The following is a 24846-nucleotide window of genomic DNA, read 5'->3' on the forward strand; positions in this document are numbered from 1 at the left end:
TGCGGATGCAGCATAAACCTCATGATTTTCATGAAATGCCGGCGCCCGGCGCCGCCCGGGGCCGATTCGCCTTGCGGCGCCGCGCGCGATTGGGCACAACACCGCTCCTTCCACATGTTCAGGGGCGTTCCGCGATGCGTACAGGCCTGACCGGCTTCCTGGGTTCCGCGCTGGTGCTGGCCGCGCCCGTTCTCGCCGAGACCGCCGCCGCACCGGCCGAGGACGCCGACAAGCTGCCGGTCGTCGTCGTGACCGCCACACGCACCGCACGCCAGGCCGAGGACGTGCCGGCCGCGATCGACGCGGTACCGGTCGACACGGCCGACCGCGCCGCGCTCGGCGTCAACGTCTCCGAAGTGCTCGAGGCCGTGCCCGGCGTGCTCGCGCGCAACCGCCAGAACTATGCCCAGGACGAGCAGATCTCGATTCGCGGCTTCGGCGCGCGTTCCACCTTCGGCGTGCGCGGCGTGCGCCTGTTCGTCGACGGCATCCCGGCATCGATGCCCGACGGGCAGGGGCAGGTCTCGCATTTCAATCTCGACTCGGCCGACCGCGTCGAGGTGCTGCGCGGCCCGTTCTCGGCGCTGTACGGCAATTCCGCCGGCGGCGTGATCCAGCTCTTCACGGCCGACGGCCGCGACGCGGACGAGATCCGTCTCGGCCTGGTCGGCGCCAGCTACGGCGTCGGCCGTGCCAGCGTCAACGCGCGCGGGAGTTCCGGCCCGTTCGGCTACAACCTCGACTTCAGCCACTTCCAGACCGACGGCTATCGCGACCACAGCGCCGCCCGTCGCGAATCGGGCAATGCCAAGCTGAGCTGGGACTTCGGCAGCGGCAGCTCGCTGACGGTGGTCGCCAACACCGTCTACATCCCCGATGCGGACGACCCGCTCGGCCTCACGCGCGCCCAGTACGAGGCCGACCCGCGCCAGGTCGCCGCCGTGGCCGAGCAGTTCGATACGCGCAAGAGCGTCGACCAGAAGCAGGTCGGCGCGATCTTCGAACAGGCGATCGGCGGCGCGCATACGCTGCGCCTGATGGCCTACGGCGGCCGCCGCGAGGTCGAGCAGTATCTGGCGATCCCGGTCGCGACCCAGTCCAATCCGCTGCATGCCGGCGGCGTGATCGACCTCGACGGCGACTACGCCGGCGCCGACGCGCGCTGGACCTATGCGCTCGACCCGATCGAGCTGACGGTCGGCCTCAACTACGACGAACAGGACCAGCACCGGCGCGGCTACGAGAACTTCGTCGGCGAGGCGCTCGGCGTGCGCGGCCGGCTGCGCCGCAACGAGATCAACACCGTCGACAACTTCGACCAGTACGCCCAGGCCACCTGGCGCTTCGCCGAGCGCTGGTCGCTGATGGCCGGGGTGCGCCACAGCAAGGTCAAGTTCGACATGACCGACCGCTACGTCGTCGGCGCCAACCCGGACGACAGCGGCAACCGCGACTACTCGGCCACCTCGCCGGTCGCCGGCCTGCTGTTCGAGGCTTCGCCGGACGCGAGTGTCTACGCCAGCTGGGGCAAGGGCTTCGAGACGCCGACGTTCAACGAGCTCGGCTATCGCAACGACGGCGGCTCGGGCCTCAACTTCGGCCTGCTGCCGGCGCGCACGCGCAGCGGCGAGCTCGGCGCCAAGTGGCGGTTCGGCCGCGCTGCGGCGCTCGACGTCGCGCTGTTCCGCGCCGACACCGACGACGAGATCGCGGTGGCGACCAATGCCGGCGGCCGCACCAGCTATCGCAACGTCGGCGCCGCGCGGCGGCAGGGCGCCGAGGCCGGGCTCACGCTCGGTCTGGCCGAGGATCTCAGCCTGCGCCTGGCGGCGACCTGGCTGGAAGCCACCTTCCGCAGCGGCTTCCTGACCTGCACCGGCGTGCCGTGCACGAACCCGACCACGCCGGTCGCCGCCGGTACGCGGATCCCCGGCGTGCCGCGCACCGACCTGCACGCCGGCCTGACCTGGGGCGGCGAGCGCGGCTGGCGCTTCGGCGCGCAGGCCGACTACGTCAGCTCGATTCCGGTCAACGACGTCGGCAGCGAATCGGCGCCGATGTCGGTGATCTACGCGGCCGACGTCGGCTACGGCTTCGAGCTGCCGAACGGGCGTCTGCGCAGCTTCCTGCGCGTCGACAACCTGTTCGACCGCGACTATGTCGGCTCGGTCATCGTCAACGACGGCAACGGCCGCTACTACGAGCCCGGTGCCGGCCGCAGCGTCATGCTCGGCCTGCAGTGGGTCTGGACGCGCTGACCGGCAGCCGGACCGGCACGATGGCGCGATTCCTGGTGATCCTCTCCGACAAGCAGCGCGGCCGGCTCAGCGATGCGCTGCTGCTCGCGCACGTGCGTCACCTGCGTACGCAGGCGGCGCTCGGCCATCTGATCCTGTGCGGGCCGTTCACCGACGACGACGGCGCGCTGCAGGTGCTCGAGGCCACCGATGCCGCCGCCGCGCAGCGCCTGGTCGAAGCCGATCCGTTCGTGCGCGAGGGCTACTACCGCCGCTATGGGCTGCACGCGTTCATCGAGGCCAACGAGGCCAACGACTGGCTGATCGGTGCCGCACAGACCGCGGCCAACCGTCTCGCACCCGATGTCGATGCCGAGGCTGTCCCGGAGGCACCCCGCGCCGACTAGGCCCGGAGCGCGGCAAAAAAAGCCCGCAGATCCGGCGTCTCACGACGAGCGGCTGCGGGCGAGTGGTGTCGCCGCCCGGCCAGGGGAGGCAACGCGGGCGACCGGTGCATCCTCGCCGCGCGGCGTCTCACGGCTTGAGACCCGGGCTTGCCGGGCGCGGCCTCGTTCGAATCCGCCGGGCCGTCTCTGCGCCCGGCTGTCTCCCGGCGGCGCCATCCTGCGCTTAGCAGGCATTGGCTCCAGCCGTCTCCGGCGGCGCGGACCGTCCTTCCCGGGAGAGTGCCCATGAACGTCCGAATCCTGATGACCGCCCTGCTGTCTCTGGCCGGCGTCGCCCCTGCCGCTGCCGTCACGGTCCGCGTCGGCAGCGGCGGCGGCTGCGACCATGCGACCCTGGCCGCCGCGCTGGATGCGTTGAGCACCCAGCCGGGCACGCACCAGATCCGCATCCGCAACGGCACCTATGCGATTCCCGACGGCCTCGTCTATGCGCCCTTCGTCGTGCAGGACGCCGTCTTCATCGAGGGCGGTTACGCCGAATGCACCGATCCGGCGCCGACCGGCGATCCGTCTTCGGACGCCGGGCGCGCCGTCTTCGACGCGTCCGGCGGCGCCGCGCGGCCGGCCTTCGATCTGAGGCTGTTCGGCCGCGTCGGGTCGCTGCAGCTGCGGCGCATCGTCGTCACCGGCGGCGATGCGTTCGTCGGTTCCGACGAGTTCTACAACGCCGGCGGCGGCCTGGTGATCCGCGGGCGTGCCTCGGTGCTGCTGGGCCGGGGCGCCACGATCCGCAACAACGGCGCCGGCCGCGGCGGCGGCGTCGCGCTGATCGGCAGCGAGGTCCGGACCACCGATCCGGTCGCCAAGGCCGATCTCTACGTCGACGAAGGGGCGCAGATCATGAACAACGCCGCGGCCGACCAGGGTGGCGGCATCTATTGCGGCGGCACCTGGGCGAACGCCTCGCCGGACCGGATCCGCCACGGCAGCATCGTCCTGGTCGACGGCACCATCGGCTTCAACAGCGCGGCGCGCGGCGGCGGGTTCTACTGCTTCGGCAGCGTCGAGGGCGGGGGCGGCTTCCAGCCGCGGCCGCGTGCCGGGGCCGCCGCCTGGATCGTCGGCAATCGATCCACCGGTGCGGGCGGCTGCGGCGCCGGCTATGCCACCCTGGACGCTGCCGTGCCGATGGGGCCGGACGGCTGGCGCAGCCTGGGTGCCGCGGAAGGGCAGAACGGCATGCTGGCGGTGACCCACAACGAAGGGCAGGCGCCGGGGCTGTGCCTGGCCGCGAGCTTCCAGCTCGGCTCGCTGAGCCTGCCCAACGGGCCGAGCCGGTTCCGCCTGCGCAACCTGCACGTCGCCGAACAGCGCGGCCGCGGCACGCTGGGGCTGGCCTTGATGAATCCGGAACTGGCCGTGCGCGTGGAACCGGCCGGCCCGGCCGTGCGCTGCGAGTTCTTCGCGCCGGTGCCGTGCGTGAGCTTCCAGGGCAACCGCTTCGATCCGGCCGATCCGGCACCGGTGGCCGAGGGCGAGCTGATCGCCTCCCAGGGCGCGCTGGAGCTGATCCGCGCCTTCGTCACCGGCAACGAAAGCCGCCGGTCGCTGATACGCGCGGCACAGCGGCGCTCGCGCATCGAAAGCAGCGTGCTGACCGGCAACCGCGTGGACGCCAGCAGCGCCGAACCCGCGCTCGGCCGCTCGCTGTTCTCGGTCGCCGGCGCCGGGACGCTGGAGGTCGTGCATACCACGGCGCTGACCGACACGCCGCTGGACCAGTTCGTGCGGATGGACGTCGCCGACGCGGCCGCCGTCGCCCAGGCCAGCATCTTCGGCGCCGTCGGCGTACCGGCACCGGTGGCCATGGCCGGCGCGGCGCCGCCGAGCCGGTTCACGCGCAGGTGGTGCGGCTTCTTCCAGAGCACGGCCGGATTCGACGCGCACACGGTGATCCCGGACCCGACGTCCGGGTTGTTCGAGGTGCTGCCGCCCGGGGCGCTGGCGGTGAACGGCACGACCTTCGCGCCGGGCGCGGACCTGATCGACCGCTGCACGGTGTCGGTGGAACGCGACTTCCACGGCGAGCGCTTCGGTGGCGCGCATGTCTATCCGGAGTCACCGCCGGGCGATCTGGGTGCGGTGGAGTGGTACGACACGATCTTCCGCGACGGGTTCGAGCAGTAGACCAGCCGGTCCGGCACGTTTCCGATGGAGGGACGCGCGACGCTCGTGTCCGATACCTCCGCTCGGCCGGCCGCTGCCCCGATCGCGGGGCGCACGAAGAGCGAAGAGACGGCATGGCGCCTGAGCGCCGCTCCTCGTTCTCGAGCGGCGACGCTGCCGGACGGAGCGTCCCGCACCCGCCGCGGCGTGGCAGTGCGGATGCGCTCATCCGCGGGGAGGCGGGGTGGGCGACAATGCGCGCCTGGACCGCTGCGACCGCCGTCATTTGAAACGCGAACGCCTGTTGCCGCTGATCGTCGCCACCGCCTTGTTCATCGAGAACATGGACTCGACCGCGATCGCGACCTCGCTGCCGGCGATGGCGGCCGATCTGGGCGTCGAGCCGGTCGCGCTGAAGCTGGCGCTGACCAGCTATCTGCTGGCACTGGCGGTGTTCATTCCGATCAGCAGCTGGGTCGCCGACCGCTTCGGCGCGCGGCCGACCTTCATGACCGCGATCGGCGTGTTCCTGCTCGGCTCGCTCGGCTGCGCGGCTGCGCAGTCGCTCGAGAGCCTGGTCGCGGCGCGGTTCGCGCAGGGCATCGGCGGCGCGATGATGGTGCCGGTCGGCCGCCTGGTGCTGCTGCGCAGCGTGCCCAAGGCCGAGCTGGTGCGCGCGCTGAGCTGGCTGACGATCCCGGCGCTGCTCGGGCCGATGCTGGGGCCGGTGCTCGGCGGCCTGATCACGACCTACAGCCACTGGCGCTACATCTTCCTGATCAACCTGCCGATCGGCCTGCTCGGCATCGTGCTGGCCTGGCGCCACGTGCCGCTGCTGCGCGAGACGGTCGGACCGCTCGACTGGCGCGGCTTCGCGTTGTCGGGCACCGGCCTGGCGGCGACGATCTTCGGCCTGGCGACGCTCGGCCGGCATCTGGTGAGTCCCGCGCTGTCGGTCGCCGTCGCGGCGGCGGGCGTCGCGATCCTGGTGCTGTATGCGATGCATGCGCGGCGGCGCACGCATCCGCTGATCGACCTGACGCTGTTCGGGCTGCCGACGTTCCGCATCGCCGTGCTCGGCGGTGCGCTGTTCCGGATCGGCATCGGCGCGATCCCGTTCCTGCTGCCGCTGATGCTGCAGCTCGGCTTCGGCTTCGATCCGCTGCAGTCGGGCCTGATCACGTTCACCTCGGCGGCCGGTGCGATGTTCATGAAGACGATCGCGACGCGGATCCTGCGCCGCTTCGGTTTCCGACCGGTGCTGGTCGCCAATGCGGTGCTGGCCTCGCTGCTGCTGTGCAGCTACGGCCTGTTCGGCCCGGATACGCCGATCGCGCTGATGATCGGCGTGCTGCTGATCGGCGGCTGCTTCCGCTCGCTGCAGTTCACGAGCCTCAACGCGATCACCTATGCCGAGGTCGAGCCGGCGCGGATGGGGCAGGCCAGCGGCCTGGCGGCGATGGTGCAGCAGGTGGCGCTGGCGCTCGGTGTGACCGCCGGCGGCTACGCGCTCAGCGCCGCCGGCGCGCTGACCGGCCAGCCGCTCGGTGCGCTCGACAACTATGCGCTGGCGTTCGTCGCGATCGGCCTGGTCTCGGCCAGCTCGGTCTGGATGATGCGCGGCCTCGCGCCCGACGCGGGTGCCGAGATGGCCGGCCGCGCACGCCCGGGCGAGGAGGTGACCGAGCCGAAACCCGAAGCGCGGCCCGGCAGCTGATTCAGACGCGCTCCCTCAGCGCGGCGCGATGGCGGCGGCTGCATGGCAGCACGGTGCCGTCGACCAGATGCAGGCGCGCATCGCCGGTGTCGAGCGGCTCGATCGAGGCGATGCGGTCGAGATTGACGATGTAGCTGCGGTGCACGCGCGCGAAGCGGGCCGGATCCAGGCGCGTCTCGATGCCGGCGATCGTGCTGCGCAGCGGATAGTCGTGGCCGCGCATGTGCAGGTTGACGTAGTTGCCGGCGGCCTGCAGCCACTCGACGTCGGCGGCGGCGACCAGGAACTCGCGTCCGAGCTTGCGCACCAGAAAGCGCTCGGGTCGGTCGACCGGCTCCAGCGGCGGCCCTTCGTCGGGCGCGGCCAGCAAGCTGACCTCGCCCTGCAGCCGGCGCAGCAGCAGCCGGTAGATCTCGATCGCCAGCACCATGCCGGCGTAGCTGCGGATGTCCTTGATGTACTCGTAGCCGAGTTCGGTCGCCCAGTCGCCGAAGGTGTAGGTATCGCCCATGATCCGGTAGGCCAGCACGCGCAGACCCACCATGCCGCCGACATGGACCAGGCAGACCACGACGCTGGCGGCCAGGTGCAGGCCCAGATAGCGGCGCAGGCCGTCCCACTGCAGCGGCACGCGCCGCGTGAACCAGACCAGGCACGGCACGATCGCCAGCCACAGCAGCGCGCTGGAGAACTCCCAGACCGCCGGCTCCCAGTCGGCGACGTCGAGCCCGACGCGGCGCACGTCCATCAGCACGGTCACGCTGTTGCCGATCGCGTTGGCGAGGATCGTGACGACCCAGAAGCCGATCTCGACGAGGCGCTGCCACGGCCGGTAGCGGTCGTAGGCGGAAGGCGCGGGAGCGGGCGTGGCGGCGGGCGTGGACATGGCTCGCGCATGGTAGGGCGTGCGATCCGGTTTGCCGACCCCGCGTCCGGGCCCACGCCGGCGTCGTGCCCGGCCGGACCGCCCCGGACGGTGATGCGGCATCGCGCAGGCGCAGGGCGGCGGCGGACGTCCCGACCGGTCCCCGTGGGGCCGCGTCTCGTCCCAGCGGCCGCGCGGCCGGTCACTTTCGGCTGGTCGGCACGCATCCCACGGGACAGGCTGTGCCGGTCCCTTGACGACCAGGAGCACCGATGGAGCGCCGTTACGATCTGGACTGGGTGCGCGTATGCGCGTTCGGCGTGCTGGTCCTGTACCACGTCGGCATGTACTACGTGAGCTGGGACTGGCATGTGAAGAGTCCGCAGGCCGGTCCGGCGCTGGAGCCGCTGATGCTGCTGAGCGGGCCGTGGCGGCTGTCGCTGCTGTTCCTGGTGTCCGGTGCGGCGACCGCGTTCCTGCTCGGCAAGGCACAGGCCGCGCAGGCGGCCGGCGGGCGTCTGCGCTTCTTCGGGCCGCGCTCGTGGCGGCTGCTGCTGCCGCTGGCGTTCGGCATGCTGGTGATCGTGCCGCCGCAGGCCTATTACGAGCTGCTCGATTCGCGCTATCCGGGCGGCTACCACGACGGCTACTTGGCGTTCTGGCTGCGCTATCTCAAAGCCGATTCCACTTTCTGCGACGACGACGGCTGCCTGCACCTGCCGACCTGGAACCACCTGTGGTTCGTGGCCTATCTGTGGGTCTACACGATGGTGCTGGGCGTGCTGGCCGTGGCGGCGCCACGGGCGGTCGAGCGCCTGCGCGGCGGACTGGCGCGCGCGCTCGGAGGCTGGGGACTGCTGGTCTGGCCGATCCTGTTCCTGGCCGCGGCCCGCATCGCCCTGATCGGACGATTCGGCTCGACGCACGGGCTGACCGACGACTGGTACAACCACGTGCAGTACTTCGCCGTGTTCGTCGCCGGTTTCCTGATCGCGCGCAGCGGTCCGGTCTGGGATGCGATCGAGCGCCGGCGCTGGACGGCGCTCGGGCTGGCTCTGGCCGCCTGGGCCTTCATCGCCTGGTACTTCGCCGCGTATGCCGATACCGACCCGCCGGCCATGCTGCGCCAGGCGCAGCGCGCGATCTGGGCGGTGCAGCAGTGGTGCGCGATCGTCGCGGTGCTCGGCTTCGCGCGGCGGTTCGCCGCGCACGACGGTCCGCTGCTGCGCTACCTGGTGCCGGCGGTGTTTCCGGTCTACATCCTGCACCAGACCCTGATCGTGATCCTGGCCTACCAACTGCGGCCGCTGGCGCTGCCGCCGCTGCTCGAAGGGCCGCTGCTGGTGGTGCTGACGCTGGCCGGCTGTTTCGGCGGCTACGAGCTGATCCGCCGGATCGGCTGGCTGCGGCCGCTGTTCGGTCTCAAGGCGCGTTCGCGTCCGGACCCGCGCCCGGTGCCGGCCGTGCCGTGAGCGGTGGCGGTTGCACGGCGCGCGCTTTCATGTAACATAAGAAGTTATATGAAAAGCGACAGCCGCCTCTCCTCGGTGCTGCACGTGCTGCTGCACATGATCCACAGCGACCGCCCGCTGACGTCCGAAGCGCTCGCCGGCTATCTCGGCACGCATCCGGTCGTCGTGCGGCGCACGCTGGCCGGCCTGCGTCGGCTCGGCTACGTCGGCTCGGCCAAGGGACACGGCGGCGGCTGGGTGGTCCGCTGCGATCCGGCCGCGGTCACGCTGCGCGACGTCTATGCCGCGGTCGGCGCGCCGCCGCTGCTGGCGATCGGGCATCGCACGCCCGATCCGGTCTGCCTGGTCGAACAGGCCGTCAACGCCGCGCTCGAGGAGGCCTTCCAGGCCGCCGAGGCGGTCGTGATCGGACGCCTCGGCAGCGTCACGCTGGCCGCGCTGGCGGCCGATTTCGGGCGGCGCCTGGCCGCTCATCCGAGAGGCGCGGCCTTGCATGCACACTGAAACCTCCGATCGCGTCGACGTCGCCGTGATCGGCGGCAGCTATGCCGGCCTGTCGGCCGCGCTGCAGCTGGCGCGTGCGCGCCGCCGCGTCGCCGTCGTCGACGCCGGCCTGCGGCGCAACCGCTTCGCGGCGCATGCGCACGGCTTCATCGGTCAGGACGGCCGCGCGCCCGGCGACATCGCCGCGGCCGGCCGCGCCGATCTGCTGGCCTACCCGACCGTGCGCTGGCATGCCGACGCCGCCGTCACCGCCCGGCCGGACGGCGACGGCTTCCGCGTCGAGCTGGCCGGCGGCGCCGCGATCCGGGCGCGCCGGCTCGTGCTCGCGGTCGGCGTCGAGGACCGGCTGCCGCCGCTTGAGGGGCTCGCCGAGCGCTGGGGCCGCAGCGTCTTCCATTGCCCGTACTGCCACGGCTACGAACTCGACAACGGCCGCATCGGCGTGCTGGCCTCGAGCGAGCTCTCGCAGCATCACGCGATGCTGCTGCCGGACTGGGGACAGGTGACGCTGTTCACCGACGGCCGCTACGCGCCCGATGCCGCGCAGCACGCAGCGCTGACCGCGCGCGGCGTCACGATCGAGGGCGCCGGCGTCGTGCGGATCGTCGACACGGCCACCGTGGTGCTGGCCGACGGCAGGCGGATCGCCCTGGACGGCCTGTTCACGCTGAGCCGCACCGTGGTCAACGGCACGCTGGCCGACCAGCTCGGCTGCGCGACCGAGGCCGGTCCGCTCGGTGCCTATCTGCGCACCGACCAGACGAAGGCGACCACGGTGCCCGGCGTCTACGCCTGCGGCGACGCGGCGCGCATGGCCGGCAGCATCGCCTTCGCGGTCGCCGACGGCATGCAGGCCGGCGTCGCCGCGCATCAATCGCTGATCGCCGCCTGACCGTTTCTGCGCCGATCGGCGGGCGGCTGCGTCGCGCGCGGCCCGCACGCCGCTGCGGTGCGGAATGTTAGTGATAATTTCATACAAAATGTAAGTGAAACTTGCATGCGCTGATCCGTTGTGCCAGCCTGCGATCACGACACGGCACTTCAGGGAGAAGACCATGCGGGCTGATGCGGCAGCGCGATCCAGCGCTCGAGGACGGACGCGGCAAGGCGCCGCTCCGCGCCGGCTGATCGCCGGCATCGCGGCCGATGCCGGCCCGCCGCATCGCCTGACCGTCGACCCGCGCGATCCGTTCGCGCCGCGGCCGTGCCGCTCGCGTCGCTCCCGTATGCGCTTGAGCCTGCGCCGCGTGCCGCCGGCTCGCGCATGCCGCTCCCGTTTCGATCCCGCATCGCGGCCGCCGGGCCGGGGGAGGGCGCACCCGAACTGAGTCCAGCGCGATACCTCATCGATGTGGTGTGGCGTCGTCCGGTTGCCTGGGGCAGGCATGGGCCGGTCGGCAATGAAACCGACAACCGAAGGAGATATGCACCGATGAAATTCCATCTGATCCTCGCCGCCCTGGTCGCCTTTCCGATCGCCTGCCAGGCGGCCGATCTGCATTCGCGCGAGCAGCCCCCGGCCTATATCGACGCGAGCATGCAGCCGGCGTTCGATACCGAAGTCCAGCGCCGCCGCGACATCGAGCAGTTCCTCGCGCCGATCAAGTCCGCGTCGGATCTGCAGGCGCATCTGGCGAACCGGCTCGGCCGCGGATCGCCGCTGGACGCGCTGAGTCCGCATGCGCGCGAGCGCTTTCTCGCCAGCCTCAGCTTCAATGCGCGCGGTCTGACCGGCTACCGCTACGACGACGTTGAGGCCGAGCTCAGCGTGAGCCAGGCATTCGAGCTGCTCGGCCTGTTCGGCGTGCAGGACACGCTGCGGATCCTGCACCTGCGCCAGACCACCGACCGTGACGCGCAGCTGCTCGGTCTGTACGTGAACGGCGGCGAGCACGTCGCCGCCGACCACTACAACTATCGCTGCGCGAGCCGGGCGTCCTGCGAGTTCAGCCGCAACTTCATCTGCATGACCGGCTGCGCCGCCTACATCGAGTGACGGCGCACGGGCCCCGGCCTGGCCGGGGCCCGACCCGCCTGCGCGCACCCGCACGATCCGAGACCCGACACGATGCCGATGACCGTCACACGCCATGGCTGGATTCTCGCGCTCGCATTCGGCGGCGCGTTCCTCGCGCTCGGCGGCGCGTTCGCGTCGACGCCCGCACCACGCGACCTGCAGGCCGACTACGATGCGCTGGTGGCCGTGCAGACCCGCGCGATCGACCGCTCCGAGGCCGAGCGCGGCGCGATGATCGCGGCGAGCTACCGCGAACGGTTCGGCACGCTGACCGCTGCGGAGCTGGATGCGCTGCCGGACGCCTCGCTCGATCTGCGCTTCCGCGCGGCCGAGATTCCGGTCGGCTACACGCTCGATCCGTACTACGCCGAGCAGATGAGCGCGGCCTACGAACGGCTCGCGGCGCGCTCGCGCATCGAGCCGCGCCATCGCCGCTCGATGTTCGAGGCCTGGGTCATGGTGCGGCGCTTCGATGCGGCGCGCCGCATCGCCGATGCCGCGGCGGACGCCGGCCATCTGCCGCTGCTGCACGAGACGCCGGTGCCGTCCGGCGCCCCGGCGCTGTGGGCGCCGGGAGAGGGCACCGACACGCTGACACGCCGCCCGGCCGACCTGACGCAGCCGCGGATCGTCGTGGTCTCGCATCCGCTGTGCGGCTTCAGCCAGAACGCGGCCCGGCAGATCGCCGCCGATCCCGAGCTCGGGCCGCGCTTCGCGCAGCGGTCGCTGTGGCTGCTGCCGCAGACGGCGACGCTCGACGTCGAGCAGGTCCGCGCCTGGCAGAGCGCGCATGCGCCGTACCCGATGGCCTACGTCGACGTCCAGCGGAACTGGCCCGGCATGGACGAGTGGGGCACGCCGACGTTCTACTTCTTCAAGGGCGGCCGCGTCGTCCACAAGGTCGTCGGCTGGCCGGCCGCGGGCCGCAAGGCCGAGCTGCTCGAGGGTCTGGCGCGAATCGGCGACTGATCGCGCCCGCCGCGACCGCAGCCGCCCGCCCGTCAAGGGGCCGGCCGGCGCGCATCGCCCGCGCGATGCCCGACCTCCGGCGCCCCGGATCTCATGGCGGTGCCGCGCCGGTCCCGGCTTCGGCGAAGTCGCGCAAGCCTCGCGGGCGTCCGCTGCGACGCGCGCCGCCGCCGAGACGCCGCGCCGGCGTGCGGACCGTTCCCGATGTCGCCAGCGCCGCCCGGCACCGTCATGCGGCTGCGCTCCGCGACCGGCGGATGGTCGCTGCCACCGGCGGTCCATCGGTCCGGCGCACCGGCCGCCGCCCGTTCCCGGGTCATCGGCGCAGGCGCCGCCGCCGCGCCAAACGTCTGATTTGCGTGCCGATAAGCACCTCGTCATGACTCCGTGATGGCAGCGGGCCGCGGCCGGTGATCGAATGCGGCGGTCAGGCCCGTCCACTCGGCGCGGCCGGCATGTTCACTCCCATGTCCGCCTGGCCGGCCGCGCGACCCGCGTGCGCCGGCTCCGTTTCCAGAGGATCGATCCGTCATGCTCGCGACATCCGCTGCTCCGCTCACCCTGGCACTGTTCCTGGCGCTGCCGTTCACGGCCGGCGCGGCCGGCTGGCTGCCGGCCGATGGCGCCGGCGTGTGCTCGGTCACCGACGTGGACTTTTCCGACGCCCGCCACGGCTTCGCGGCCGGCGCGTTCAACTGCGGCCTGGTCACCTCCGACGGCGGCCTGACCTGGACCGAGATCGACGTGGTACCGCAGCAGGGGCAGAGTCTGCTGTTCGGCCATGCGGCCGATGCCGACACGTTCTACGCGGCGCGTCAGAGCCTCTACCGCAGCACCGATCGCGGCGCGACCTGGGTCGAGCTGCCCGCGCTCGGCGAGGCCGGCGGCGGCAGCGTGTTCGACATGCACTTCGCCGATGCGCAGCACTGGGTCGCGATCAAGGGCGGCCAGATCCACGTGACCGCCGACGGCGGCGACAGCTGGACGCTGGCGTTCCCGGGCAAGTTCAACATCAACTTCGACGAGCTGCACGCCCCGGACGCGAACATCCTCTACGCGACCGGCGGCATCATACGCAGCTCCGGCGAGCTCGGTTCGGTCCTGCGCAGCGACGATGCCGGCGCGACCTGGACCCTGCTGACGTTCACGCACGGCAAGATCAACGCGACCGACTTCCTCAGCGCCGACCACGGCATCGTCTCGACGCAGAGCCAGGGCATGTTCGAGACGCTCGACGGCGGCCAGACCTGGACCCGCATCGGCGATACGCCGGGTGATACGCCGCTGCTCGACCTCAGGCACCGCGGCACGCACTGGTACGCGGCCAGCTACGGCGGCTGCCTGTACGAGTCGGTCGACCTGGCCCGCACCTGGCAGACCGGCTATTGCGACCCCGCCGAGCGCCCGCTGGCGACGCTGTCGGTGCGCGGCGGTGCCGTGGTCGCCGCCGGCAACGACGGCCTGGTGCTGTTCGAGGACCGCATCCTGTACGCCGATTTCGAGACGCCCTGAGCGGACCGGCCCGCCGCGGGGTCCGCGGCCGGTCAGCGCAGCGTCGCGGCGGTCGTGCCGGCCGGCAGCGCAAACTCGATCGCCGCAAGCGCTTCGCGCGCGCCGCGCTCGATATCGGCGCGCCGCTGCCTTGCCTGGGCGGCCAGCGCCGCGGCGCCGTGCGCATCGGCCCATTGCGCGTACAGGCGCAGGACTTCCGCATCGTGGCTGGCCAGCGGATCGGCGCCGTCCGAGGCCAGTGCGGCGATCGCCGCGTCGTCGTGCGCCAGGGCGATGTGCAGCGCGACGCGGCTGAGTTCGTTGCGCTGCGGGTCGTCGCGGTCCGGATCGTCGCGTTCGGCGCGCAGCGCCGCGGCGGCGGCCTCGCGATCGCCGGCCGCCGCGGCCGCGAGCGCCTCGATCAGGCGCGCGGCATGCCGGTAGGTGTCCGGCGACTTCGCATCGGCGACCATCTGCTTCAGCCGCGCGTGGATCTGCGGCAGCGCGCCCGGCTCGGCGACGAACGCCGCCAGCGCCTCGTACTGCAGCACCAGCGCCGCCAGTGACGGATCTTCCTGCACGTCGACCAGCGGCCAGGTCGCGCGATAGGCGGCCAGCCCTGCGGCGGCGTCGCCGCCGGTGCGCCGGCAGCGCGCATCGGCGGCGGTCGCGATCGCCGTCCAGTAGCGGTTGGACTGGTCGCGCAGGGTCTCGAGCAGGGTGCCGGTCAAAGCGCAGGCCTCGGCGTAGAGACCGGTCTCGACCAGCACCCAGGCCAGCTCGACGCCGCTGGACACCTGCGTGAACAGCATCTGCGCGTCGATCGCACGCTGCCAGGCGCGCACCAGCAGCGGCAGCGCCTCCAGCGGCCGTTCCTGCCAGCTCAGCATGCGGCCGAGCAGATAGGTCTGGCCGATCGCGGTGCGCTCGTCGCCGATCGCTTCGGCCGCCGCCAGCGCGCGGCGCGCCGCCGCGTACTGTGCCGCGTAGTCGCGGCGCGTCTCGGCGATCAGGCCCTCGGTATGCGCCAGCATCGCCAGGCGCTGGCGCAGGCCGTGCGCCTGGATCAGCTCGCGTGCCCGGAACAGGCGCTGCGCCGACTCGGCCGGACGCTCGAGGATCGCCAGTGCCTGCGCGGCCATCAGATCGCCGCGCGCGCGCAAGTCCGGGTCGCCGCTGCGCTCGGCCGGCTCGCGGGCGCGTTCGATCAGGGTCAGTGCCGCCGAGCGGTCGCCGCGGCGGAACTGGTTCTCCGCCAGCGCGAGCAGGGCCGCCGCCTGCAGGTTCGGCAGTTCGCGCGCGGCGGCCGCGTCGACCAGCCCGGCCAGCGTGACGTCGCTGCGGGCGAGATCGCGCGTGTTGGCCTCGGCCTCGCCGAGGCGCAGCCGCGCCGGCAGGAAGTCCGGCGCACTCTGCACGCACAAGGCGAAATACGGCTTGGCGCGCGCCCAGTCGCCTTGTGTCGCCAGATCCATGCCGCGCGCGAAGGTCTGCGCGAAGTAGTCATCGCCGTGCGCACCGGCATCGGGCCGCGCCGGTGGTGCGTGCAGACCGAGCAGACGCAGGATCCGCGGCGCGGCATTGACGCCGAGCGTGGCGACATCCGCTGCGCTGACGACGAGGCGGCCGTCGCGCGCGAGCGCGCCGCCGCCGTCGATGCGCAGGGTCAGCTCGTAGAGTCCGTCGCCGATCCGGCGCAGCCGGCCCTCGACGACGAGATCCGCGCCGGTCGCATCGCGCAGGCGATCCTGCGCGGATCCGCCGCCGACCGGCGCGAAGTTGCCGGCACGCGCACCCTGCAGGGCGTCGCCGGCATCGATCGCGCCGGACTCGGCGGCCAGGCTGCCGATCAGGCCCGGCAAGCCGTTGCGGACCCAGTCCAGGCCGGAATCGCCGGTCGCGTTCTCGATCGGCAGGAACGCGATGCGCGGCACGGCGGGCGGCGGCGACGCGCGCGGCCACAGCAGCACCGCGGCCAGCACCGACGCCGCCAGCGCGAGCACGGCTGCGGCCAGCGCTGCGCGCCGGCGCGCCGGCTGCGGCCGTGCCGCCGGTGCCGGATCGGGACCGGCCGCCGGCGTGGTCTCGGGCGGATCCGGCGCGACCGCTTCGGTCGGCGCCGCCCATTGCAGGCCGCGTCCGTAGACGGTACGGATCATCGCCTGGCGTTCGCCGTCGTCGTCGAGCGCGCGCCGCGCCTTGTAGACGAGCTGGCTGAGCGCGGTATCGGTGACCGGCCGCCGGCCCCACAGCGCCTCGGCCAGCATGCGCTTGTCGAGCGCGCGGTCGCGATGCTCGATCAGCAGCACGATCAGGTCGAAGACCTTCGCTTCGAGCTCCAACGCCCGGCCATCGCGCAGCAGGCGGCGCTCGGCCGGAACGATCATGTAGTCGCCGCAGCGATAGGCGGCGGGTGTCGCCGGGTGGGCCATCCGTACTCCGGGTCCGCGCGCGGATCGGCCGCGGACGCCGCGCTAGGATACCCCGCGGCCGGCGCCGCGCAGCCGGTCAGGCGTCCCGTTCGAGATCGTGCGCGATCAGCCAGTCGCGGGCCTGCCCGATCGAGGCCGGGTTGCGCTGCATCTCGTACAGCCGGAAGCGCCGGTAGACCGCGGCATGGGCGCTCAGATGCGCGCTGATGTAGCCGCGCGCGCCGTCCAGCACGGCCCGCCGCAGCAGGTATTCCTTGAGGAAGGTCGTGATGAAGATCAACGGGCTGAGCGCGATCCACGGCCGCTTGCCGGCGGCATGGCGATCGGTGGCCTTCAGTTCGGCGTAGAGGGTGGACTTGATCTGCTTGTGTAGCAGGCTCGGCGTGGTGCGATGGTGCAGCGGCGCGTCGAGCATCGCGGTCGGGCCGCGCGGGCGCAGCGATTCGTGCACGCGCGCCTCGGTCCAGCGCGCGCGGTCGCGATGGTAGAGCCGCAGCTTGCGCTCGCCGCGCAGCGGCCGGTAGTGGCGCATCGGCTTGGCCATGAACAGGCCGTGCCGGCGCAGGCCGACCGCGGCGAGCGGACCGGCCAGCCACGCCGGCAGGCGTTCGCGGCACTCGGCCACCAGCTCGGGCGACAGAAACTCGTCGGCGTCGAGCACCAGCAGCCAGTCGTGCCGCGCCAGCGCCGCGGCGGCGTTGCGTTGCGCACCGAAGCCGAGCCATGGCTGATGTACCACGCGGGCGCCGTGTTCTTCGGCGATCGCCACGGTCGCATCGGTGCTGCCGCAGTCCACGACCAGCTTCTCGGCCGCGAACGGCACGCTGTCGAGGCAGCGTGCGATGTTGTGCGCCTCGTTGTAGGTCAGCACGACCAGACTGATCGGCAGCGTCGTCGGACCGCTCGCGAGCGCGGCCGGATCGGGCAGGAAGGCGGTCATCGGCGGCGGGCCCGGACTGGCTGCGGAGCGCGATCGCTGCGCGGAGCGGGCGGCGGCGACAGGCGGGAAGGGCAGGGCATCATCACGTACGGCTCTCGGTCGCCCGGCTGGGCGCGGCGGATCGTGCGCGGTTGCGGTTAAACGACGTGCGAACGGGCGCGTGAAGATTCGATGACACCGCCCGCGGGCGGATGCCCGCACGGCCCGTCGCCGGACCGCGCAGGCGCCGTGACGGACTGCCCGGCAGTGTCAGGTACCCGACGTCGGCGTCATGTCGGCGCGCGCGCGGCGCGCCGCGCGCCGGGCTTCGCGCAGGGCGCGCTTCTCGGCGCGGCGCTGCTTGCGCCGCGCGGCCATCCGCGCGAAGACCAGATAGATCGCCGGCGTCGACAGCAGCGTCAGCGTCTGCGAGACCAGCAGGCCGCCGATCATCGCGATGCCGAGCGGCTGGCGCAGCTCCGAGCCGACGCCGAAGCCGATCGCCAGCGGCACGGCGCCGAGGATCGCCACCATCGAGGTCATCATGATCGGGCGGAAGCGGACCAGGCAGGCCTCGCGGATCGCCTCGATCGGCGGCAGCCCGAGATCGCGCTCGGCGTGCAGCGCGAAGTCGATCATCATGATCGCGTTCTTCTTGACGATGCCGATCAGCAGCACGATCGCGATGATCGAGATCAGCGTCAGCTCGGTATTGGTCGCCAGCATCGCGAGCAGGCAGCCGACGCCTGCCGAGGGCAGCGTCGAGAGGATCGTCACCGGGTGGATCAGGCTCTCGTAGAGCATGCCGAGCACCAGATAGACCGCGAGCACCGCCGCGATCAGCAGCAGGCCCTGGCTCGACTGTTGCTGCTGGAAGCGGCGCAGCTCGCCGCCGAACTCGCCCTGGATGCTGCCGGGCATGCGCAGGTTGCGCATGGTCTGCTGGATCAGCGGGATCACCTGGCCCATCGTCACGCCTTCGGCCATGTTGAACGTCAGGTCGAGCACCGGGAACTGGAAATCGTGCTGGATCATCAGCGGCGCGCGGCTCGGTTCGATCCGCGTGACCGCGTCGAGCGGGATCATCGCGCCGCTGTTCGACCGCACGTAGAGGCGCTTGAGCGTATCGACGCCCGGCGATTCGCCGGTGATCGCATTGAGCACCACGCGGTACTGGTTGAGGTCCGAGTAGATCGTCGAGATCTGGCGCTGGCCGAACGCGTTGTAGAGCACGCTGGAGATCGCGCCGATCGACACGCCGAGCCGCGAGGCGGTGTCGCGGTCGATCACCAGGTTCTGCTCGATGCCGCCGTCGTCGAGCGAGGTGCCGACATTGGTCAGCTGCGGCAGCTTCTTCATCTCGGCGGCCAGGCGCGGCCCCCACTCGAGCAGTTCGGCGTAGTTGCTGCCCTTGATCGAATAGCTGAACTGCGAGTCGCCGCCGCGCGGACCGCCGCCGCCGCCCAGATCCTGCACCGGGCGCAGGCGCAGCTCGACGCCGGCCAGGTTCTCGGTCTTGCGGATCAGCCGGTCCATGACCTGGAACGTCGTTTCCTCGCGGCCCTTGCCGAGCGGCTTCAAGTTGATGAAGAACTGGCCGCGATTGGCGCTCGCACCGGGACCGCCGCCGCCGCCGACCGACGAGCCGACGCTGGCGACCGCCGGATCGGCCATCAGGATGCCGGCCACCTTGCGCTGCAGATCGACCATCGCCTCGTAGGAGACCGACGCGCTGGCGACCGCGGTGCCGTTCATCATGCCGGTGTCCTGCTGCGGCACCATGCCGAATTTCAGGAACGTCGACAGCCAGATCGTCACGATCACCAGCAGCAGCGGCTGCAGGCTCATCAGGCGCGGATGGCGCAGCGACCAGTCCAGCGCGCGCCGGTAGCCGGCGAGCATGCCGGCGTGCATCGCGTCGATGCGGCGGCCGAGCCGGGACGGCTTCTCGACGCCGTGCGGCTGCAGGTAGCGACCGCACAGCGAGGCGGTCAGCGTCAGCGAGACCAGGGCCGACATCGCGATCGCCGCGGTGATCGTGACCGCGAAGGAATGCAGGAACATGCCGATGAAGCCGCCCATGAACAGCAGCGGCACGAACACCGCGATCAGCGAGGCGGTGATCGACACGATCGTGAAGCCGATCTCCTTGGCGCCGTCGAGCGCGGCCTCGAGCCGCGTCTTGCCCATGTCCAGATGGCGCACGATGTTCTCGATCACGACGATCGCGTCGTCGACGACGAAGCCGATCGAGATCACCAGCGCCATCAGCGTGAGGTTGTCGAGCGTGAAGCCGAGCGCGTACATCACGATGAACGCGCCGGCCAGCGACAGCGGCACCGAGAGTCCGGCGATCACGGTCGGCGCGACGCGGCGCAGGAACAGCAGCATCGTCATGATGACCAGGGCCAGGCTGATCAGCAGCGTGATCTGCACCTCCATGACCGATGCGCGGATCGTCGCGGTGCGGTCGTTGAACGGCGTCAGCTCCACGCCCTCGGGCAGCCAGCTGCGCATCAGCGGCAGCTCGTCGTAGATGTGGTCGACGGTCTGGATGACGTTGGCGTCGGCCTGCTTGCTGACGACCATCAGGATCGCGCGCTGGCCGTTGAACCAGGCCGCCTGATTCTTGTTCTCCTGGCCGTCGCCGACGGTGGCGATGTCGCGCAGCCGGATCGGCACGCCGTTGCGCACCGCCACGACGATGTCGGCGAACTGCGCGCCGGTGGTCAGCGCATCGTTCGCGGCGATCGTCATCATCGTGCGGCCGTCGCTGAGGAAGCCCTGCGGCGAGGTCACGTTGGCCGCGGCGATCGCGTTGCGGACCTGGTCGGCCGACAGGCCCATCGAGGTCAGCTTGCGCAGGTCCACGTCCACGCGCACGGCCGGCGTCGCGCCGCCGGTGATGTTGACGTCGGCGACGCCGGGCACCTGGCGCACGCGCTGCGCCAGCAGCGAGTCGGCCATGTTGTACAGATCCGCCGTCGTGCGCGTCTTGGAGGTCAGCGCCAGCAGCAGCACCGGATCGTTGTTCGGATTGGCCTTGCGGTAGACCGGCGCGGTGCGCAACCCGGACGGCAGATCGGCCATCGAGGCGTTGATCGCCGCCTGCACGTCGCGCGCGGCCGCGTCGATGTTCTTGTCGAACGTGAAGAACAGGATCACCACCGCCGAGCCCTGGCGGCTGGTCGAGCTCATCTGGTCGACGCCGGAGACCCGGCCCATATGGCGTTCCAGTGGCGCGGCGACGGTCGAGGCCATGTTCTCGGCATCGGCGCCGGGCTGATTGGCGACGACGAAGATCACCGGAAACTCGACGTTCGGCAGCGCCGCGACGCCGAGCTGGAAGTAGGCGATCAGGCCGCCGACCATGACGCCGAGGGCGAGCAGGATCGTGCCGATGGGGCGTTTGATGAAGGGGGCGGCGATGTTCACGGGGGGGTTCCGGTGTTTCGCGCGGTGTCGCGCGAATGTCGCGGACGGTTGGAGCTGAGGTGTGTTGCCGGCGAGGCGGGGGCCGCTTCGTCGGTGGGCGGCATCCTGCCTTGTTCCGCTCGCCTCCAGGCGAGCGGGTCACTTTTCTTTGCGTGGCCAAAGAAAAGTAACCAAAAGAAAGGCCACCCCAGAGACGCGCCCTCCGGGCATCCTGCCCTGCGGGTGCGTGGACCGGCGCCGGGGTTCGTCGACAGCACCTCCTGTGCTGACGACGAACGCGCGGGCCTCCCTGCCCGCGCCCCTGCGGGCTGATCCGGCACCGATCCACCGCGTCTCACGGGACCCGTCAGCGCGCTTCCTGCGCGCAGAAGACGAAGCAAAGGCCAGAGCCGAAGCGGCGTGGTTCGCTCGCGAGCGTCTGCGCACGCGTTCGTGCGCGAGCTTTCGCATGCGGGTAAGGCTGCGCGTACTTTCGCTTCCGCTTTCCGCTCCTCGCTCTCGCTTCTCGCTCTAGCGCGCAGGATGCGCGCCCACGGGGCCCCTGTGCCGCGGCGAAGGTGCGCAGGAAAGGCCCGAAGGGTGGGCCACAGGACGTGGCCCAGTCTGCTGTCAGCGCAGGATGCGCTGTCAGCAGACCCCCGGAGCACCTTCGCGCAGTCGTAGGACAGGATGCCCGGAGACCGCGGTACCGGGGTGCCCTTTCTCTTGGTTACTTCTCTTTGGGCACGCAAAGAGAAGTGACCCGCTCGCCGGGAGGCGAGCGGAAAAAGGCAGGGATGCCGCCCACCGACGAAGTCAGGCCCCGTCGATGGCTTGGGATCGAGGGGGCCACGTCTCCCGGAGGCGAGCGGAGCGGCCCGTCGAGAGGCGGGCGCGACAAGGTGCGATCGCAACCGGCTCACGCAGGGCCGCGCACACCTGGGAGACGATCCCCCGCCATTCGCCGGAAAAAGCGCGCCAGCGCTCATACGAGGCGCGCCCGCGCCAGCTCGCGCCGCTCGCGCCGCGCCTTGAGCCAGTCCGACACCCGTTCCATGTACAGGTACAGCACCGGCGTCGTGTACAGCGTGATCAGCTGCGAGAGCAGCAGGCCGCCGACGATCGACACGCCGAGCGGCCGGCGCAGTTCCGAGCCGATGCCGGTGCCGAGCGCCAGCGGCAGCGCGCCGAACAGCGCGGCGGCGGTCGTCATCAGGATCGGACGGAAGCGCAGCAGCGCGGCGCGGCGGATCGCGGCATGCGCATCGGCGCCGGCGCGCTGCGCGTCGATCGCGAAGTCGATCATCATGATCGCGTTCTTCTTGACGATGCCGATCAGCAGGATGATGCCGACGATGCCGTCGATCGACAGGCTGAAGCCGCACAGCGTCAGCGCCAGCAGCGCGCCGACGCCGGCCGGCGGCAGCGTCGAGATGATCGTGATCGGGTGGATGTAGCTCTCGTAGAGCACGCCGAGCACGATGTAGATCACGATCAGCGAGGCCAGGATCAGCAGCACCTCGTCGGTCATCGACGCGGAGAACTCGGCGGCCTTGCCGATGAAGTTGCCGCGCACCTGCGGCGGCATCTGGATCGACGCCTCCACCTCCTCGATCGCGCGCACCGCCTGCGACAGCGAATGGCCGGGTGCGAGGTTGAACGAGATCGTCACCGCCGGCAGCTGGTTCTGGTGGCTGATCACCAGCGGCGCGTTGATGACCTGGGCGTCGACCAGCGAGGCCATCGGGATCGTGCCGCCGGAGCCGAGCGCGATGCCGGTGTTGCCCTGCGCGCCGATGCCGCTCGGCGTCGCCGAATTGCTCGAGGTGACCTGGCCGAGCGTGGTCGCGTTGGAGCCGATCAGTGCGCCGCTGCCGCTGCCGCGCACGCCGAGGCGGTTGAGCAGGTCGGCACTGGTGCGGAACTTCGGGTCGACCTCGAGCACGACGCGGTACTGGTTGAGCTGCGTGAAGATCGTCGAGATCTGGCGCTGGCCGAACGCCGAATACAGCGTGTCGTCGATGGTCTGGATCGGCACGCCGAGGCGGCTGGTCTGGTCGCGGTCGATCGTCAGCTGCAGCTGCAGACCGGCCGCGGCGAGATTGTTGCCGACGTCGGCGAGCTCGGGCCGCGCCTGCAGTGCCGTGGTCATCTTCTCGGCGAACGCGTGCAGCTCCTCGGCGTTGACGTCGGTGAGCGCGTACTGGTACTCGGTCGGCGCGATGCGGTTGTCGAGCGCGATGTCCTGGACCGGCTTGAGATACAGCGCGACGCCGGGGATCGCGTCGACCGCGTCCTGCAGGCGCGGCAGGATCTCGGCCAGGCCGCCGCGCTCGGCACGCGGCTTGAGCACGATGCTGAGCTGTCCCTGGTTGAGCGTGGGATTGATCGAGCCGGCACCGATGAACGCGGCCACGCCGCTGACGGCCGGGTCGGCGCGCAGCGCCTCGGCGACGCGCTGGGTGCGGTCGAGCATCGCCGGGAACGCGATCGAGTCGTCGGCCTGCACCACGCCGGTGATCATGCCGGTGTCCTGGTCCGGCAGCAGACCCTTGGGCATCATCACGAACAGCAGCACGGTCAGCGCGACCGTCGCGGTCAGCACCAGCATCGTCAGCGGCTGATGCGCGAACACCCAGTCCAGGCTGCGCGCGTAGCCGTTGACGAGGCGGTCCCACCAGCTGCGTGCGCGGCCGGCGCGCGGCGCGTGATCGCCTTCGGCCTCTTCCTTCGGCGCGTTCTCGCGGCGCAGCAGGTAGGCGCACATCATCGGCGTCAGCGTCAGCGAGACCAGCATCGACAGCGCCACGGCGATCGACAGCACGACCGCGAACTCCTTGAACAGGCGTCCGGTCACGCCCGGCATCAGCAGCAGCGGCAGGAACACCGCGATCAGCGAGACCGTCAGCGACAGCACCGTGAAGCCGATCTCGCGCGCGCCTTCCTCGGCGGCCTCCTTCGGCTCGCGGCCCTTTTCGAGGTAGCGCACGATGTTCTCGATCATCACGATCGCATCGTCGACGACGAAGCCGGTCGCGACCGTCAGCGCCATCAGCGACAGGTTGTCGAGCGAGAAGCTCGCGAACGCCATGACCGCGAACGTGCCCATGATCGACAGCGGCACCGCGACGCTGGGGATCACGGTCGCCCACAGTCGGCGCAGGAACACGAAGATGACCGCGATGACGAGGCAGATCGTCAGCATCAGCGTGAACTCGACGTCCTCGACCGAGGCGCGGATCGTCACCGTGCGGTCGGCGAACACGTCCAGCTGCACGTTGGCCGGCAGCACCGCGCGCAGCTCCGGCAGCATCGCCTTGATCGCGTCGACGGTCTGCACGATGTTCGCGCCGGGCTGGCGGCGGATGTCGAGCAGCACGGCCGGCTTGCCGTTGGCCCAGGCCGCGAGCTGGTCGTTCTCGACGCCGTCGACGACGTTGGCGACGTCGCCGAGCCGCACCGGCGCCTCGCCGCGGTAGCTGATGATGACGCGCCGGTATTCGTCGGCGTCGGAGATCTGGTCGTTGGCGCCGATCGTGAACGATTGAGCGGCGCCGTCGATCGTGCCCTTCGGGCCGTTGACGTTGGCCTGGGTCAGCGCCGAGCGCACGTCCTCGATCGTCAGTCCCTGGTTGGCCAGCGCGGCCGGGTCGACCTGGATGCGCACGGCCGGCCGCACGTTGCCGGCGATGCTGACCAGGCCCACGCCGGCGACCTGCGACAGCTTCTGCGCGAGGATCGAGTCGGCGTAGTTGTTGACCTCGCGCAGCGGCAGCGCGTCGGAGCTCATGACCAGGGTCAGGATCGGCGCGTCGGCCGGATTGACCTTGTTGTAGACCGGCGGATACGGCAGGTTGTTGGGCAGGGTGCCGCGCGCGGCGTTGATCGCCGACTGCACGTCCTGCGCGGCCGCGTCGATGTCGCGGCTCATGTCGAAGGTCAGCAGGATCGTGGACAGGCCTGCCGAGGAATCGGAGGTCATCATCGACAGGCCGGAGATCTGGCCGAACTGCCGCTCCAGTGGCGTCGTCACCAGGGCCGCCATCGTCGTCGGGCTGGCGCCCGGATACTGCGTGGTGACCTGGATCGACGGCGCGTCGATGTCGGGCAGGGCCGAGACCGGCAGCTGGCGATAGCCGATGAAGCCGAGCAGCAGCAGGCCCGCCATCAACAGCGAAGTGGCGACCGGTCGTCGTATGAACAGGGTGGAGAAGCCCACGGCGTGCAGTGTCCTGG

15 protein-coding genes are annotated in these 24846 nt (G+C 71.2%); 10 read left to right on the forward strand and 5 right to left on the reverse strand.

What is annotated here, in order from left to right; genetic code table 11:
• The first annotated feature begins 134 nt into the window (after positions 1–134).
• From VMR06_RS04720 to VMR06_RS04735, 4 genes are all read left to right on the forward strand, one after another.
• Complete coding sequence (locus VMR06_RS04720) at positions 135–2258, forward strand: TonB-dependent receptor (protein WP_325373539.1); 2124 nt, start codon at positions 135–137, stop codon at positions 2256–2258.
• 20 nt (positions 2259–2278) lie between these two features.
• Positions 2279–2644 carry a YciI family protein gene (locus tag VMR06_RS04725; protein ID WP_325373541.1) on the forward strand — a complete coding sequence of 122 codons (366 nt, stop codon included), beginning with the start codon at positions 2279–2281 and terminating at the stop codon, positions 2642–2644.
• 285 nt (positions 2645–2929) lie between these two features.
• Positions 2930–4831, forward strand: a complete 1902-nt coding sequence (locus VMR06_RS04730; protein WP_325373543.1) for a hypothetical protein — start codon at positions 2930–2932, stop codon at positions 4829–4831.
• 265 nt (positions 4832–5096) lie between these two features.
• Positions 5097–6527: an MFS transporter gene (locus VMR06_RS04735; RefSeq protein WP_325373545.1), complete on the forward strand. Its 1431-nt coding sequence runs from the start codon at positions 5097–5099 to the stop codon at positions 6525–6527.
• 1 nt (position 6528) lies between these two features.
• Here the strand turns inward: VMR06_RS04735 and VMR06_RS04740 are convergent, their stop codons facing one another.
• Positions 6529–7413, reverse strand: a complete 885-nt coding sequence (locus tag VMR06_RS04740) for a LytTR family DNA-binding domain-containing protein (protein WP_325373547.1) — start codon at positions 7411–7413, stop codon at positions 6529–6531.
• 251 nt (positions 7414–7664) lie between these two features.
• On the opposite strand from VMR06_RS04740, the gene VMR06_RS04745 reads away from it, so the two are divergent.
• From VMR06_RS04745 to VMR06_RS04770, 6 genes are all read left to right on the forward strand, one after another.
• The gene (locus VMR06_RS04745; protein ID WP_325373549.1) at positions 7665–8864 is read left to right on the forward strand and encodes an acyltransferase family protein; all 1200 of its coding nucleotides are present in this window, start codon (positions 7665–7667) and stop codon (positions 8862–8864) included.
• A gap of 48 nt (positions 8865–8912) precedes the next feature.
• A complete protein-coding gene (locus VMR06_RS04750; RefSeq protein WP_325373551.1) occupies positions 8913–9368 on the forward strand; it encodes an Rrf2 family transcriptional regulator in 456 nt (151 codons plus the stop codon).
• Positions 9358–10260, forward strand: a complete 903-nt coding sequence (locus VMR06_RS04755; RefSeq protein ID WP_325373553.1) for an NAD(P)/FAD-dependent oxidoreductase — start codon at positions 9358–9360, stop codon at positions 10258–10260. The genes VMR06_RS04750 and VMR06_RS04755 overlap by 11 nt, the downstream gene beginning before the upstream one ends.
• A 540-nt stretch (positions 10261–10800) precedes the next feature.
• Positions 10801–11364: a hypothetical protein gene (locus tag VMR06_RS04760; RefSeq protein ID WP_325373555.1), complete on the forward strand. Its 564-nt coding sequence runs from the start codon at positions 10801–10803 to the stop codon at positions 11362–11364.
• A gap of 78 nt (positions 11365–11442) precedes the next feature.
• Positions 11443–12354: a hypothetical protein gene (locus VMR06_RS04765; protein ID WP_325373557.1), complete on the forward strand. Its 912-nt coding sequence runs from the start codon at positions 11443–11445 to the stop codon at positions 12352–12354.
• 531 nt (positions 12355–12885) lie between these two features.
• Positions 12886–13866: a hypothetical protein gene (locus tag VMR06_RS04770; protein ID WP_325373559.1), complete on the forward strand. Its 981-nt coding sequence runs from the start codon at positions 12886–12888 to the stop codon at positions 13864–13866.
• Between the two features lie 32 nt (positions 13867–13898).
• On the opposite strand, the gene VMR06_RS04775 is transcribed toward VMR06_RS04770, so the two are convergent.
• The 4 genes from VMR06_RS04775 to VMR06_RS04790 form a co-directional block, all read right to left on the reverse strand.
• Positions 13899–16277, reverse strand: coding sequence for a winged helix-turn-helix domain-containing protein (locus VMR06_RS04775; RefSeq protein ID WP_325373561.1), 2379 nt, complete (start codon positions 16275–16277; stop codon positions 13899–13901).
• A gap of 76 nt (positions 16278–16353) precedes the next feature.
• Positions 16354–17217 (reverse strand): glycosyltransferase family 2 protein, encoded by an 864-nt coding sequence (locus tag VMR06_RS04780; RefSeq protein WP_325373563.1) that lies wholly within the window; start codon positions 17215–17217, stop codon positions 16354–16356.
• A 249-nt stretch (positions 17218–17466) separates the two neighbouring features.
• Positions 17467–20631 carry an efflux RND transporter permease subunit gene (locus tag VMR06_RS04785; protein ID WP_325373565.1) on the reverse strand — a complete coding sequence of 1055 codons (3165 nt, stop codon included), beginning with the start codon at positions 20629–20631 and terminating at the stop codon, positions 17467–17469.
• Positions 20632–21595: 964 nt separating this feature from the next.
• Positions 21596–24829: an efflux RND transporter permease subunit gene (locus VMR06_RS04790; protein ID WP_325373567.1), complete on the reverse strand. Its 3234-nt coding sequence runs from the start codon at positions 24827–24829 to the stop codon at positions 21596–21598.
• Positions 24830–24846 lie beyond the last annotated feature (17 nt).

This window comes from Dokdonella sp., assembly GCF_035511235.1.
Taxonomy (GTDB): Bacteria; Pseudomonadota; Gammaproteobacteria; order Xanthomonadales; family Rhodanobacteraceae; genus Dokdonella.